Raw genomic sequence first — 13623 nt, 5'->3', positions numbered from 1 at the left:
ACGCCGAATGCCGACCGCAGCCCCGGTGGCCGGTTACGTCACCGATCCGACTGTTCCCGTACGAACACGCCGGCGCCGGGTGCGCCATCGACGAGGCCACGTGCCTTGAGCCAGTCGATCGCGGCGCGGACCACTTGACGGGATACGTCGAACTCAGCGCAGAGCTCGGTGCCGGACGGCAGCTTCGCGCCGGGTGGGTACTCGCCTGACTCGATCCGCGAGGTCAGCGTGTCGATCAAGCGCTGTTTCTTCGTGTAGGCAGGCATGGGCGTGACTTCCGTGGCAGGTATGCCCATGTGATCACGGATCTCGCTCAAGCGTCAATGTCAAGAGAGAACAGGGCTTGACCTGACATGACAGGTAATCCTAGATTGGCCAAGTCGACCGTGGCAGGTCGAAGTGTGGTGAGGTTTTGTAGGCGGCCCGGGTGGAGTTGGCGCTCCAGGTTCCCGGGCCTTGACCGGTGAGCGACTTCCTGGCTCCTCGATGACTGCTCTTACCGAAGCGTGCCCATCCGCCGCGGTGTCTGCGTGGCCCCGACTGCGCGACCACGCCCGACAGCGCGGCCTGGCACTCGTCCCGGCTCGGTGACGACGTCGACCAGTGGCCGGTCGACCGCGCGCAGGCGCTCGCCCTGGTGCACCTCATTCCACGACTACTACCCGGCGACGCGGTGCCTCGGCGCGGCGACGCGGCAACCCCGTACCGGTGGGCCGCCTGACCTCGGCGGAGCGGGCGGGGCGGATAGGCTGGTAGGCCTGACCCCCCGCCCGTACCGGGCGCGGGGTTGTCGTCGCGTGTGCGCCCCAGGCGTGCACCGCCGCACAGCAAGGCGTATCCCACCGCGAAGGTTGTGATCATGACCGCGCTCGCCGGCCTGCTCAGCGCCGCCCTCGCCGATCCCGCCCTGACCCGGGTACGGGACCTGGCCAAGGTTGCCACGCCAGACAAGGACGGGCTGGACGTCACCGCGCCGCCGGCGCTGCGCCCGTTCACGGTCGCGGCGGTGGCGGCACAAACAACCGCAGGCGGCGCGGGACGGCCGGTGTTGGCGGTCACCGCGACCAGCCGGGAGGCCGACGACCTGGCCGCCGCCCTCGGCGACCTGCTGCCGGCCGGTCAAGTGGCGGTCTTCCCGAGCTGGGAGACGCTGCCGCACGAGCGGCTGTCACCACGATCGGACACCGTCGGGCGGCGGCTCGCCGTGCTGCGCCGGCTGGCGCACCCCGACGCCGACACCGGCCCGACGCAGGATGGTGCCACCCACACGGTGCCGCTGCGGGTGGTCGTGGCGCCGGTCCGGTCCGTGCTGCAGCCGCAGCTCAAAGGGCTCGGCGACCTGGAGCCGGTGCACCTGACGCCGGGCGGCACGGCGAGCCTGGAGGAGACCGTCGACCGGCTGGTCGGCATGGCGTACGCGCGGGTCGACCTGGTCACCAAGCGCGGTGAGTTCGCCGTACGCGGCGGCATCCTGGACGTGTTCCCGCCGACCGACGAGCACCCGTCCCGGGTCGAGTTCTGGGGCGACGACGTGGAGGAGATCCGTACCTTCGCCGTCGCCGACCAGCGCACCATCGAGGCCGTCGGCCAGCTGTGGGCCCCGCCGTGCCGGGAGTTGCTGCTCACCGACCCGGTACGGCGGCGGGCCGCCGAGCTGGCCCAGCAGCACCCCGAGCTGGGCGAGATCCTGGACAAGCTGGCCGAGGGCATCCCGGTCGAAGGCATGGAGTCCCTCGCCCCGGCCCTGCTCGACGGCACCGACAGCATGGAGTTGCTGCTGCACTGCATGCCGGCCGGCACCCACGTACTGCTCTGCGACCCGGAGCGGATCCGCACCCGGGCGCACGATCTGGTCCGTACCTCGGCGGAGTTTCTCGAAGCCAGCTGGGCCGCGGCCGCCGTCGGTGGCCAGGCCCCGATCGACCTGGGCGCGGCCGCCTTCCGCACGCTGGCCGAGGTACGCGCGGTGGCCGCGACGCTCGACCAGCCGTGGTGGACGCTGTCGCCGTTCGGGCTGACCGAGGCGGAGACCGACTCGACCTCTGACGACGAGCCGTGGGCGGACGCGCCGGCTCCGGTGAGTGTGACCCCGGACGCCGGGGACGCGGTGGCGTTGGCCGCCGTCCCGGCGCCGCTGTACCACGGAGAGACCGCGCGGGTCGTCGACGACCTCAAACGCTGGACCGGCGACGGCTGGTCGGTGGTGCTGGTCTTCGAGGGGCACGGGCCGGCGCAGCGCTCGGTCAGCGTGCTGCGTGACGCCGGGCTCGGCGCGACCCTCACCGAGGCCGTGCCGGACGCGCCGAAAGCCGGTGAGCTGATCGTCACCTGCGGCCGGGTCGGCAACGGCTTCCTCGCCGAACGGGCCCGGCTGGCGATCGTCACCGGGGCCGACATCAGCGGCGGCCGGGGCGCGTCCACCAAGGACATGCGCAAGATGCCGAGCCGCCGGCGCAACACCATCGACCCGTTGGAGCTGCGCGCCGGCGACCACGTGGTGCACGAACAGCACGGCATCGGCCGCTACGTCGAACTGGTGCAGCGCAAGGTCAACGGCGCCGACCGGGAGTACCTGGTCATCGAGTACGCCCCGGCGAAGCGCGGCCAGCCCGGTGACCGGCTGTTCGTGCCGACCGATCAGCTCGACCAGCTCAGCCGCTACGTCGGCGGCGAGCAGCCGACGCTGCACAAGATGGGCGGCTCGGAGTGGCAGAAGGCCAAGGCGCGGGCCCGTAAGGCGGTCCGGGAGATCGCCGCCCAGCTGATCCAGCTGTACGCGGCCCGCAAGGCCGCCAAGGGGCACGCCTTCGGGCCGGACACCCCGTGGCAGCGGGAGCTGGAGGACGCCTTCCCGTACACCGAGACCCCGGACCAGTTGGCGGCGATCGACGAGGTCAAGTCCGACATGCAGCAGTCGACCCCGATGGACCGGCTGATCTGCGGCGACGTCGGTTACGGCAAGACCGAGATCGCGGTACGGGCGGCGTTCAAGGCGGTGCAGGACGGTAAGCAGGTGGCGGTGCTGGTGCCGACGACCCTGCTCGCCCAGCAGCACTACAACACGTTCGCCGAGCGGATGGCCCAGTTCCCGGTGCAGATCCGCCAGCTGTCGCGGTTCCAGACCGCGAAGGAGACCGAGCAGACCCTTGCCGCTGCCGCCGACGGCACCGCCGACATCGTCATCGGCACCCACCGGCTGCTGCAGTCGGCGACCCGCTTCAAGCAGCTCGGGCTGGTCATCGTCGATGAGGAGCAGCGGTTCGGGGTGGAGCACAAGGAGCACCTGAAGTCGCTGCGTACCTCGGTCGACGTCCTGACCATGTCGGCGACGCCGATCCCACGCACCTTGGAGATGGCGATCACCGGAATCCGGGAGATGTCGACCATCGCCACCCCGCCGGAGGAGCGCCACCCGGTGCTGACCGCCGTCGGCGCGTACGACGACAAGCAGGTCGCCGCCGCGATCCACCGCGAGCTGCTCCGCGACGGCCAGGTCTTCTACCTGCACAACCGGGTCGAGTCGATCGACAGGGCGGCCCGGCGGCTGCGCGAGCTGGTGCCGGAGGCGCGGGTCGCGGTGGCGCACGGCCAGATGGGTGAGGACGCCCTGGAGAAGGTGATGGTCGGCTTCTGGGAGAAGGAGTTCGACGTCCTGGTCTGCACCACGATCGTCGAATCCGGCATCGACATCCCGAACGCGAACACGCTGATCGTGGAGCGGGCCGACCTGCTCGGCCTGGCCCAGCTGCACCAGATCCGGGGCCGGGTCGGCCGGGGCCGGGAGCGGGCGTACGCCTACTTCCTCTACCCGCGGGAGAAGCCGCTCACCGAGCACGCCCATGAGCGGCTGGCCACCATCGCCCAGCACACCGAGCTGGGCGCCGGCATGTACGTGGCGATGAAGGACCTGGAGATCCGGGGTGCCGGCAACCTGCTCGGCGGCGAACAGTCCGGCCACATCGAGGGTGTCGGCTTCGACCTGTACGTGCGGATGGTCGGCGAGGCGGTGCAGAACTTCAAGGGCGAGACGCCCGACGACGCCGAGGCCGCCGAGGTGAAGGTCGACCTGCCGGTGGACGCGCACCTGCCGCACGACTACATCGGGGTGGAACGGCTGCGCCTGGAGATGTACCGCAAACTGGCCGGGGCCCGCGACGCCGCCGCGTTGCAGGAGATCGTCGCCGAGATGACCGACCGGTACGGTGAACCACCGGAGCAGGTCGGCAACCTGGTTGCGGTGGCGCGGTTCCGGCTGCTGGCGAAGGCGTACGGGCTGACCGACGTGTCGATGCAGGGCAAGCATGTCCGGTTCGCCCCGCTGGTGCTGCCCGACTCGAAGCAGTTGCGGCTCAAGCGCTACCACCCGGACGCGGTCTACAAGTCGGCCGTCGACCAGGTCAGCGTGCCCCGGCCGACGACCCGGCGGATCGGCGGGGACCCGCTGCGTGACCAGGCGTTGCTCGACTGGTGCGGCCAGCTGCTGCGTGACCTGCTCGGCGACCCGCCGAGCAGCGCAGCGTCGACGTCGACGGACAGTGCCCGGGTCGGTGCACCGGCCGGCAAGGGTGCGTGAGAGAGTGTCGTCCATGCAGCGTGTCCGTCGCCTGGCGTCGATCACCGTCATTGCCCTGGTCGGGGTCGCCGCACTGTCCGCCTGCCGGTCGCAGCCCGGGGTCGCCGCCTATGTCGGCGACGAGCAGTACACCGAGGAGCAGGTGACCCGCCTCGTCGACGAGCTCACCGAGCAGCTCGGCGCCGACGGTGCCGCCCCGGAGGGTGCCCCCGCTGCGCCGACCCGCCAGCAGGTCGTCAGCGCCCTGGTCCTGGCTGACGTCTGCGAGCAGTTGGACGTGCCGGCCGGCGGCCAGCAGATCACTCCGGAGCAGTACGGTCAGCAGTTCGGCCTGCCGGCCGACTCGGCGTACGTGCAGGCGGCGGCGCAGGCGTGGACCTGCATCTCCGGGCTGCAGGGCGGCGAGCTGGTCGAGCCGACCCAGGAGGAGTTGCAGGACCTGGTCGACCGGGGCCGCGCCGCCGGGGTGATCCCGGCCGAGGTCACCGACGAGGAGGCCGCCAGCCAGCTCGACGGCGAGCAGCTGCGGTCGGCCCTGGCCACCCGGAACACGATCGCCGAGGCGGCCGCCGAGCAGGACGTGTCGGTGAACCCGCGCTACCGCCCGCTGGAGTTTCCGGTGCTCAGCTTCCAGAGCAACGTGATCGCGGTCGGCATTCCGCTGGGCGACACCGACTCGGGTACGGTCAGCGAACGGCAGTGACCGCCCGGGTCGTCCTGCTGGTCACCTCGCCCCGGCTGCCGGCCGGGCTGCTCACGGCGCAAGCGTGGGACACCGTACGCCGGTTTCCGGTCTTCGCCGGCGCGGAGAGCGAGTTGACCACGGCAATCAGCGTGGCCGGCGGCTCGCCGGTGACCGCGCCGGCACCGGAGCCCGCAGAGGAGACGCTGCTGGCGGCGGCCGCCGCGCACGGCACCGCGGTCTGGCTGGCCGGTCCGACCGGTGACGAGGACCTGGCCCGCCGGCTGGGGCTGCGCCTGGCCCGCGAGCCCGGCCTGGCCGAGCTGGAGCTGATGTACGGCTCCTGGGATCCGCCCGGGGCCCGGCTGCTCGACGCCGTCGAGGTGATGGACCGTCTCGTCTCGCCCGGCGGGGATCCGTGGAAGCGGCAGCAGACTCACGACTCCTTGGCGCGGTATCTGCTAGAGGAGAGCTACGAGGCGTACGACGCCATCGCCGCCGGTGACCTGCCGGCGCTGCGCGACGAGTTGGGGGACGTGCTGCTGCAGGTGGTGCTGCACGCCCGGCTCGCCCAGGAGCTGCCCGAGGACGAACGTTGGGACGTCGACGACGTGGCCGGCGGGCTGGTGGCGAAGATGATCCGCCGCAACCCGCACGTCTTCGCCGGTGTGCGGGTCGACGGTGTGGAAGAAATAATCGACAACTGGGAGCAGATCAAGGCCGCCGAGCGGGCCGAGTCGGGTGCCGCCGCTGGCGTGGGCGGGACGCCGTCACCGATGGACGGGATCGTGCTCGCCCAGCCGGCGTTGTCGCTGGCCGACAAGGTGCTGCAGCGGGCCGGGCGGGCCGGGGTCGACGTACCGCTGCCGGAGCCGGACGCGGCCCCGGACCCGTCGACGCGGCTCGGCGCGCACCTGCTCGCGCTGGTCGCGCAGGCCCGGGCCGACGGCCTGGACGCCGAAGGGGCGTTACGCCGCGCCGCCCTCGCGTACGTCGACGCCGTCCGCGCCACCACCACCGGCTGACGACTCCGACGACTCCGACGACTCTGACTTCTCGGCGGCGTCGGGGCGCAGCCGGATGCCGCGCAGCTCCAGGGTCAGGAACGTGACGACCCCGAAGAAGAGCGCGATGTCGGCGACGTTGCCGATGAACCAGTCGAAGTACGCGATGAAGTCGACGACGTGGCCCTGCCCGAACGACGGCTCGCGGAACAGCCGGTCCAGCAGGTGGGTGAACGCCCCGCCGAGCACCAGACCGAGGGCCACCGCCCAGCCTCGGGAGCGGGCCCGCGCGGCGAACCAGGCCGTGACACCGACCCCGATCGCGGCGGCGATCGTGAACACCCAGGTGGTGTTCTCGCCCATCGAGAACGCCGCGCCCGGGTTGTAGATCAACTGGATGCCGAGGGCGTCGCCGATCAGCGGGGTCCGTTCGCCCCGGGTCAGCGTCGCCTCCGCCCACATCTTCGTCAGCTGGTCGACGACGAGCACGGTGGCGGCGATGCCGAAGGCGAGCCACGGGGCCCGGCGGGTCCACCGCTGCTGGCGGGGCGCGCGTGCCGCCGTACCGCCGTCGGTCGGTTCGTGGATGGTCTCGTCGGTGCCGGCCTGCTCGCTCATGATCGGTGATTCTCCCACCGCCGCCCGGCAGCCCACAGCCGCGTCGACCGCCGGGTGACCGGTGCCTGCCGGGGTGACCGGTGCCTGCCGGGTGTCTGATCAGGGCGCGGTGTAGTGGCGGAGCCCAAGCTTGGCGTAGACGGCGGCCGGCGACGATCCGGACTGACGTCGTCTCCGGCGGGCGAGGCTGCCGGGAGCCTCACGTCGACGGCGCGTCCCGGTGGCGGAGGAGCCGTACGGCGCGAGGCAGCGCGGCGGCGGCAGCGAGGACGGTCACGGTCGCCAGACCGGCGCCGCCGGCATAGGTGACGGCCAGGAACACCATGCGCTGGGGCGTCGGGGCACCAGCGGCGGCCAGAGCGAGACCACCGGCGGCGGCGAGCCCGATGGTCGTCCACGCGGACACGATGAGCAGCCGACCGGCCGGTGGCGGTTGCGTGGCTGCGGGTCTGGCCGCAGGCGGCCGCGTACGCCACCATCGGACCAGCCAGACCGTGACGACGGCCGCGCCGACGACGCTGCTCACCCGCTGCGCCCAGCGATAGCCGGCCGTGCCGAAGTGTGGTTCGGCCAGCCAGTCGATGTGCGTGGCGCCCCACATGCCGTCGTGGGTGAACGAGTCCCACAGCACATGGGTCGACGCCCCGAGCACGAGCGAGGCAACCAGCATCGCCACCCGGTGCGCCGACCTCGGCCGCCGGGCCGCGGGCGGTGGCAGGCGCTTGCGTAGCGGAGCCGGCGAGATGGCAGTCAGGAAGCGGACCAGCAGCCCGTGCCACACGGCCACCGCCAGCAGACCCAGGATCACGTCGACGGTGAGGACACCGACGAGCGAGTGGGTCAGTGTCGCGTCCACCGGCAGCGGCAGGAAGTAGGGAAGGTCGGGGACCATGCTCCCGATCACCAGGGCCGAGGGGACCAGCCACGCCGTCCGGGTCAGCGGCAGTACCGCCGCGACGTGGCTACCCGTGAACGGCATCGCGCCTCACCTCCTGACCACCCTGGCGGCCGTTGGCCCAGGCTGGTCGTACCCCTGCCGCCACGCTGCCGGACTCTACCTGGACGTGATGCCGGTGGGCGGTCCTGATCCACTTCGCGACAGCGGACAGCACTGCCGCGTGTCGCGTCGCAGGACCGATGTGGATCGAGTCATCGGGCACCCCGGTGACTGGAGGGCTCTGCCTCGGCGGGTCTGCCTCGGCGGCGGGCGGCGGTGAGCTGTTGGTCTAGCATGTGCCGGGTGTCGGCGGAGCACGATCGGGGCGGGTTCGGGCAGCTCGTCAGCTCGCTGCGGGTCGCCGCCGGCCTGACCCAGGAGGAGCTGGCCGAGCGGACCGGGCTCAGCGTACGGGCCGTCAGTGACCTGGAGCGCAACCGCGTAGCCCGGCCCCGCCGGGCGACGATCACCCGACTGGCCGCCGCGTTCGGTCTCAGCGAGGAAGAGCTGCAGCGGTTCCGGTCCGCCGCCCGGCCCGGCCCGCAACCCGAGGTACGGCGGCCGCTGTCGCTGCGGCCGGCGCAGTTGCCGATGGACATCCCGGACTTCGTCGGCCGGTCCACCCTCGTCGACGAGATCAGCGCCGAACTGGCCACAGCGGGCAGGTCGGGCAGTCCGGTCGTGTACGCCTTCTCCGGCCCGCCGGGCGTCGGCAAGAGCACGCTCGCCGTCCACGTTGCCCACCGGGTGCGGGAGCACTTCCCGGACGGGCAGATCTTCGCCGACCTTGGCGGCGTCGCCGCCACCGGTCCGGTGACCGCCGGCGCGCTGACCGCTGCCGTACTGCGCGCGTTCGGGGTCACCGGCCGGGAGTTGCCCGACGAGACGGCAGAGCGGGTCGGCCTGCTCCGCTCCGTTCTGGCCGACCGGCGGGCGCTGCTGGTCCTCGACGACGCGGCGGCCGAGGAACAGGTCCGCGCGGTGCTGCCCGGCACCGCTGGCGGCGCGCTGCTGGTCACCAGCCGGCATCCGCTGGCGGGGCTGGCCGGGGCGCGGTTCGTCGCCGTCGGGGTGCTGACCCCGGCGGAGTCGCTGGCGCTGCTGGGCACGATCACCGGGGCGCGGCGGGTGTCAGCCGACGTGGACGCGGCCGGTGACGTGACGCGGCACTGTGGACACCTGCCGCTCGCGGTACGGGTGGTGGGTGCCCGGCTGGCGGTCGCGCCCGGCGTACCGATCGGCGTGTTGCGTGACCAGTTGGCGGTCGAGTCGCAGCGGCTCGACGGGTTGACCGCCGGCGACCTCGGGGTACGGGCGAGCATCTCGCTCAGCGTCGACCTGCTTGCGGCGCCCGCCCGCCGGGCGTTGCCGCTGCTCAGCCTGCTCGACGCGCCGACGCTGACCGGTTGGGCGGCGGCAGCGGTGCTGGACACCGACCCGTCCGAGGCGCTCGACGCGCTGGTGCGGGCCAGCCTGCTCGACGCGGTGCCGGCTGAGAGCGAGGTCGGCGGTGGCCGGGCCGGCTACCGGTTCCATGACCTGATCCGGGCGTACGGGCGGGAGACGGCGGCGGCCGAGCTGGACGCCGGGGTGCGGACCGCCGCCGTCCGCCGGGGCATCCGGGCGTACGCGGCGATGGCCGACACGGCCAGCAGGCACCTGCCCGGCGACACGCTGCGCGCGCCCCGGCCGATGTCGACCACACCGGTCGACGACGACGCGGATCCGGCACTGGCGGCCGACCCGCTGGGCTGGTTCGATGTGCAGCGGCCGGCGCTGCTTGCCGCGATCGGTCAAGGCCTGGCGACGGATGACACCCTGGCAGCGGTTGCCATCGCCGACGCGATGGTCGACTACTGGGCAACCCGAGGGCTCTTCGACGAGTGGCGGGACGTGGCCGAGCGGACGCTGCGGCGCTGCGAGGCCCTTGGCGACGCCGCCGGCACCGCCCGGATGGCGCACCGGCTGGCCGAGTGGCACGTCGTACGCCAACAGTTCGACCGGGCCGATGTCCTGCTGGCCCGGGCGTTGACGCTGGCTGCGGAGATCGGCGACCCGGCCGGCCAGGCGAACGCGTTGCTGCTGCTCGGCGCGAACGACCGCAGCGCCGGACGGCTCGCCGACGCCAGCGCTCGGCTGGCCACCGCAGCCGAGCTGTTCGCCGCCGCCGGCATGCCCACCGGTACGGGACACGCGCTGGTGCAGGCGGCGGTCGCGATCGGACCCGGGGTGAGCTGGCTGGTGCGGTGCAGCGGTTCGGTCGGGCCCTGGCGATCTTCCGGAGAAGCGGCGACCAGCGGGGCACGGCCCAGGCACTGCTGGGTGCCGGGCTCACCCATCTGGCCGCCGGTACGTTGGACGCGGCGGCCGAGGCGCTTGCCGAGGCGTCGACGGCCGCCGGGCGTACCGATGATCGGCGGTTGCGGGCACAGGTGCTGGCCACGCTGGGGGACCTGCGGCTGAAACAGGGTGAGCTGGGCGCGGCCCGGCAGCTGCTGACCGAGGCCGAGGTCATGTTCACCGAGATGGACCTGCCGGACGGCCTGGCGTTCGTCGACTACACCCTCGGGATGCTGCTGCTGGCCGAGGGCGAGCTGGCGGCAGCCGCTGCGCGGGCCGAGGCGGCGCTGCGCCGGTACGCGGCGGCCGGAGTGCCGGTCTGGCGGGCCCGGACGGCGGCCCTGCTCGGCGACATCGCCGCCGCTGGCGGCGCTCCCGGCGATGCCGAGGAGCATTGGACGACGGCGCGGCGGATCTTCGCCGAACTGGGTCTTCCCGAGGCAGCCGAGCTGGACCGCAAGCTCGGCTGAGCCGGCAGCGGTCGGGTCGTGCCGGTGAAACTGCCGGTGTTACTTCATGGTTCCGGGCGCTACGTCTCGTCATAGTCCGAGGTACAGACACCGCTTATGGAGGAACCATGGCTCCGGCCACCCGCCACCACCGACTTTCCACCCGCAGGCTCCGGCCGGCCCGACGACGACGCCGGCTGTTCTCCGTGCTCGCGGTGACAACGGCGACCCTGCTGGCCGGCGGCCTGGCGGTGCCACAGGCGTTCGCCGCACCAGGTCAGGTCCGGCCGTTCGTGGACTGCATCCAGGAGCGGCCCGACGGTACCGGCGTCTACACCATCTACTTCGGATACGAGGCGGGCGCCCAGCAGTTGCTGGAGTTCGGCGACGCGAACCAGGTGTATCCGGGTCTCGGATACCAGGGTCAGCCGAGCGTCTTCAACGTCGGCCACTACCCCCGGGTGTTCGCGGCGGTCTTCAACGCCAATGCCTTCCCCGCGGTGGCCTGGTCCGTCGACGGGCAGGAGGCGGTCGCGACTCTCGACTCGCCGCGCTGCGCGGCCGGGCTGACCGCGCCGGCCAGCGACGTGACCGGCACGACGGCCGTACTCAACGGCGTGGTCACCGCCGTCGGCCCGGCGACCACCGCCACCTTCGAGTGGGGTCCGACCCCCGGGTACGGCCAGACGTCACCGGTCGGTCCGGTCACCGGCACCGGGGTGCAACTGGTCCGGGCCGAGTTGACCGGGCTGACCCCGCTGACGACGTACCATTTCCGGCTGCGCATCACCGACGGCACCGGCACCACGACCGGCGCACGGTCGAGCTTCACCACGCCCGCCGCACCGCTGGCCGTCACCACCGAGTCGCTCGAACCCGGCCGGGTCGGCCGCTGGTACAAGTCGGAGCTGTCCGCGACCGGTGGCGAGGGGCCGTACCGCTGGCGGATGGTGGCGGGCGCGGGCCCGTTGCCGCCCGGGTTGACCCTCAACGGCAGGACCGGTGCGATCGTCGGGCACCCGAGCCGGGCCAGGACCTTCACCTTCACCGTCAAGGTGATCGACGCGAACGGGATCACCGCGACCCGGACCCTCTCGATCACCACCAGCCGCCAACAGCCGTGACCGCCGCCCCAGTCAGAGCACGACCGGGCCTGGGGCGGCAAGGACCGCCGCCTTAGTCAGAGCATGATGGTCAGGACCGAGGCGGCGAGCAGCACGCCGGCCGCGACGTTGAACGCCCGGATCCGCTGTGGTCGGTCCAGGAACGATCCGATGCCCTGGCCGAGCAGTGCCCAGGCGCTGTTCGCGAACAGGTTGACGATCGTGAACAGCAGGCAGAGCAGGACGAAGCCGGCCCAACCGGGAAACGACGGCTGGAAGGTCACGACGGTGGACAGCGCCATCGCCCAGGCCTTGGGGTTGGCGAACTGCAGCACCAGCATGTGCAGGAACCCGACCTGCCAGCCGGGGGCGGCGGTGGCCGCCCGCCGGCTGACGGTGCGGGCGGGGCCGGTGTCGCCGGTCGGCGCCGCAGGGTGGTCCGGTGCGGCCTCCTGCCCTGCCGCTGGCACCCGGTCGCCCCGGCCGTCGTCGTCGGACGGCACGACGAGAACGCCCGGGGCGGTCGCGAGTTTCCATGCGAGGTACAGCAGGTAGGCGCCACCGACCAGTTTGAGGGCGAGGACCAGTCGGTCGTTGCCGGTCAGTACGGCGGCCGCCCCGGTCGCGCTGATGAGCAGCAGGACAAGGAAGCCGACCGAGACGCCGAGAATGGCCGGTACGGAGCGGACGAAGCCCCGGCTGGACCCGGACGCCGCCATGAGCAGGTTGTTCGGCCCCGGCGACAGGGATGCGGAGACGGCGAACACCAGGAACGCGAGGATGGCGGCGGTCATCTGGGTCAGCCTAGAGCCGGTAGTCCTCGCGGACCGGATGGAACACGTCGATGCAGTACACATCGGTGTGTGCGAGCGCCGAATGTGGAACGCCGCCGGGAATGACGACGGTGTCTCCCGGGCCCATCATGAAGGTCTGGTCGCCGACGCGCATCTCGAAGCTGCCCCGGATGCAGTTGACCATCTGCTCGTGCGGGTGGTCGTGCAGCGGGACCTCGGCGCCGGCGACCGCCGTCCAGTGCGCCACGGTCAGGTGCTCGCCGTGCACGAACCGGCCGTGGTAGCCGGGGATGACTTCGCTGCCGGGGCCGGCCGAGGCCGGCGCGAACCATTCGTGGACCGTGGTCACGACGACCCACCCTTCTGCGATTCCGCGACGACCTTGCCGTGCTCCAGCGTCTTGCTGTGGTCCGGGAAGGTCAGGATGATCACGTCCCGGTAGGCGTCGGTGACCTCGCCGGACGGCACCAGCGGGGAAACGTCGTGCAGCACGAGCCGGTCGTCGAAGGTGACCATCTCACCGTCGCGGAGGACCACCTCGTCGACGATCCGCTCCTCGGTGGCCGCGTCCCATACGGTCGTGCGGGCGCAGTCGTCGGTGATGCCGTGCCGCTTCGCCACGAACACGGCCACGTACTCGTAGCCGTCGCGGTGGCGGCCCTCCGGCACCGGCGACCCGTCGCCCACCGTACGGATCTGGTGCGCGGAGAACTCGGTCACCGGTACCGGTACCAGCGACAGCCAGTGGTCGATGAAGGCGCGGAAGGCCGGGCTCGTCTGTACCCACGCCGGCATGTCCGGGTACGTCCGGACGATGCCGCCGTACTGCTCCAGAGGGTTGATGTCGGAACTCTGGTAGAGGTCGACCCGGTCGAGCAGCACGAGCCGGTCGGGTTCGTACCGGAAGCGGGACTGGGTGCGGTGTCGGACGCCGACCTTCAGGTACGGGTCGCGCGGAATGCCGTCGAAGGTCCGTTGCAGTTCGGCCAGGTCCACGTCGGGCCTGGTTATCTCGACCAGGCGCGTCGTCGTCTTTTCCATCCGCCATCTCCTTGGTGAGCTCGCTGGTGCGGTGAGCGTGTCGCTGGGTCAGGGTGTTGGTGCGCCGTGGGCTTGCCGGCGC

At 72.2% G+C, this 13623-nt stretch carries 12 protein-coding genes; 6 read left to right on the top strand and 6 right to left on the bottom strand.

What is annotated here, in order from left to right; all coding sequences use genetic code 11:
* Nucleotides 1-38: 38 nt before the first annotated feature.
* Nucleotides 39-317: a winged helix-turn-helix domain-containing protein gene (locus O7623_RS16360; RefSeq protein WP_282223914.1), complete on the bottom strand. Its 279-nt coding sequence runs from the start codon at nt 315-317 to the stop codon at nt 39-41.
* Between the two features lie 542 nt (nt 318-859).
* On the opposite strand from O7623_RS16360, the gene mfd reads away from it, so the two are divergent.
* Genes mfd through O7623_RS16345 form a run of 3 tightly spaced genes read left to right on the top strand, consistent with a single transcriptional unit; the run spans nt 860 to nt 6280 of the window.
* Entirely contained in the window at nt 860-4573 is a 3714-nt protein-coding gene (mfd, locus tag O7623_RS16355) for a transcription-repair coupling factor (RefSeq protein WP_282223913.1), read from the top strand.
* A 13-nt stretch (nt 4574-4586) separates the two neighbouring features.
* Nucleotides 4587-5276, top strand: coding sequence for a hypothetical protein (locus O7623_RS16350; RefSeq protein WP_282223912.1), 690 nt, complete (start codon nt 4587-4589; stop codon nt 5274-5276).
* On the top strand, nt 5273-6280 hold the full coding sequence (locus O7623_RS16345) for a MazG family protein (RefSeq protein ID WP_282223911.1): 1008 nt from the start codon (nt 5273-5275) through the stop codon (nt 6278-6280). Before O7623_RS16350 ends, O7623_RS16345 begins: the two co-directional genes overlap by 4 nt.
* Here O7623_RS16345 and O7623_RS16340 read toward each other — a convergent pair.
* Together O7623_RS16340 and O7623_RS16335 are read right to left on the bottom strand one after the other, a co-directional pair.
* Nucleotides 6224-6877 (bottom strand): signal peptidase II, encoded by a 654-nt coding sequence (locus tag O7623_RS16340; RefSeq protein ID WP_282223910.1) that lies wholly within the window; start codon nt 6875-6877, stop codon nt 6224-6226. The two genes, O7623_RS16345 and O7623_RS16340, sit on opposite strands and share 57 nt — an antisense overlap.
* A 199-nt stretch (nt 6878-7076) precedes the next feature.
* On the bottom strand, nt 7077-7856 hold the full coding sequence (locus O7623_RS16335; protein WP_282223909.1) for a DUF4184 family protein: 780 nt from the start codon (nt 7854-7856) through the stop codon (nt 7077-7079).
* A 261-nt stretch (nt 7857-8117) separates the two neighbouring features.
* On the opposite strand from O7623_RS16335, the gene O7623_RS16330 reads away from it, so the two are divergent.
* The 3 genes from O7623_RS16330 to O7623_RS16320 all read left to right on the top strand — a co-directional run bounded on the left by O7623_RS16330 (nt 8118) and on the right by O7623_RS16320 (nt 11727).
* Nucleotides 8118-10277 carry an NB-ARC domain-containing protein gene (locus tag O7623_RS16330; protein WP_282223908.1) on the top strand — a complete coding sequence of 720 codons (2160 nt, stop codon included), beginning with the start codon at nt 8118-8120 and terminating at the stop codon, nt 10275-10277.
* Nucleotides 10169-10624 carry a hypothetical protein gene (locus tag O7623_RS16325; protein ID WP_282223907.1) on the top strand — a complete coding sequence of 152 codons (456 nt, stop codon included), beginning with the start codon at nt 10169-10171 and terminating at the stop codon, nt 10622-10624. The genes O7623_RS16330 and O7623_RS16325 overlap by 109 nt, the downstream gene beginning before the upstream one ends.
* Before the next feature lie 107 nt (nt 10625-10731).
* Nucleotides 10732-11727 carry an Ig domain-containing protein gene (locus O7623_RS16320; RefSeq protein ID WP_282223906.1) on the top strand — a complete coding sequence of 332 codons (996 nt, stop codon included), beginning with the start codon at nt 10732-10734 and terminating at the stop codon, nt 11725-11727.
* A 56-nt stretch (nt 11728-11783) separates the two neighbouring features.
* Here the strand turns inward: O7623_RS16320 and O7623_RS16315 are convergent, their stop codons facing one another.
* The 3 genes from O7623_RS16315 to O7623_RS16305 are packed head-to-tail and all read right to left on the bottom strand — an operon-like array spanning nt 11784 to nt 13541.
* Nucleotides 11784-12500, bottom strand: coding sequence for a LysE family translocator (locus O7623_RS16315; protein ID WP_282223905.1), 717 nt, complete (start codon nt 12498-12500; stop codon nt 11784-11786).
* Nucleotides 12501-12510: 10 nt separating this feature from the next.
* The gene (locus tag O7623_RS16310; protein ID WP_282223904.1) at nt 12511-12849 is read right to left on the bottom strand and encodes a cupin domain-containing protein; all 339 of its coding nucleotides are present in this window, start codon (nt 12847-12849) and stop codon (nt 12511-12513) included.
* Complete coding sequence (locus O7623_RS16305) at nt 12846-13541, bottom strand: 2OG-Fe dioxygenase family protein (protein WP_282223903.1); 696 nt, start codon at nt 13539-13541, stop codon at nt 12846-12848. Before O7623_RS16305 ends, O7623_RS16310 begins: the two co-directional genes overlap by 4 nt.
* Nucleotides 13542-13623: the final 82 nt, after the last annotated feature.

It is taken from the genome of Solwaraspora sp. WMMD791 (genome assembly GCF_029581195.1).
Taxonomy (GTDB): Bacteria; Actinomycetota; Actinomycetes; order Mycobacteriales; family Micromonosporaceae; genus Micromonospora_E.
The sequence above is the reverse complement of the archived record's forward strand: the minus strand, read 5'-3'. Positions and strand labels throughout refer to the sequence as shown.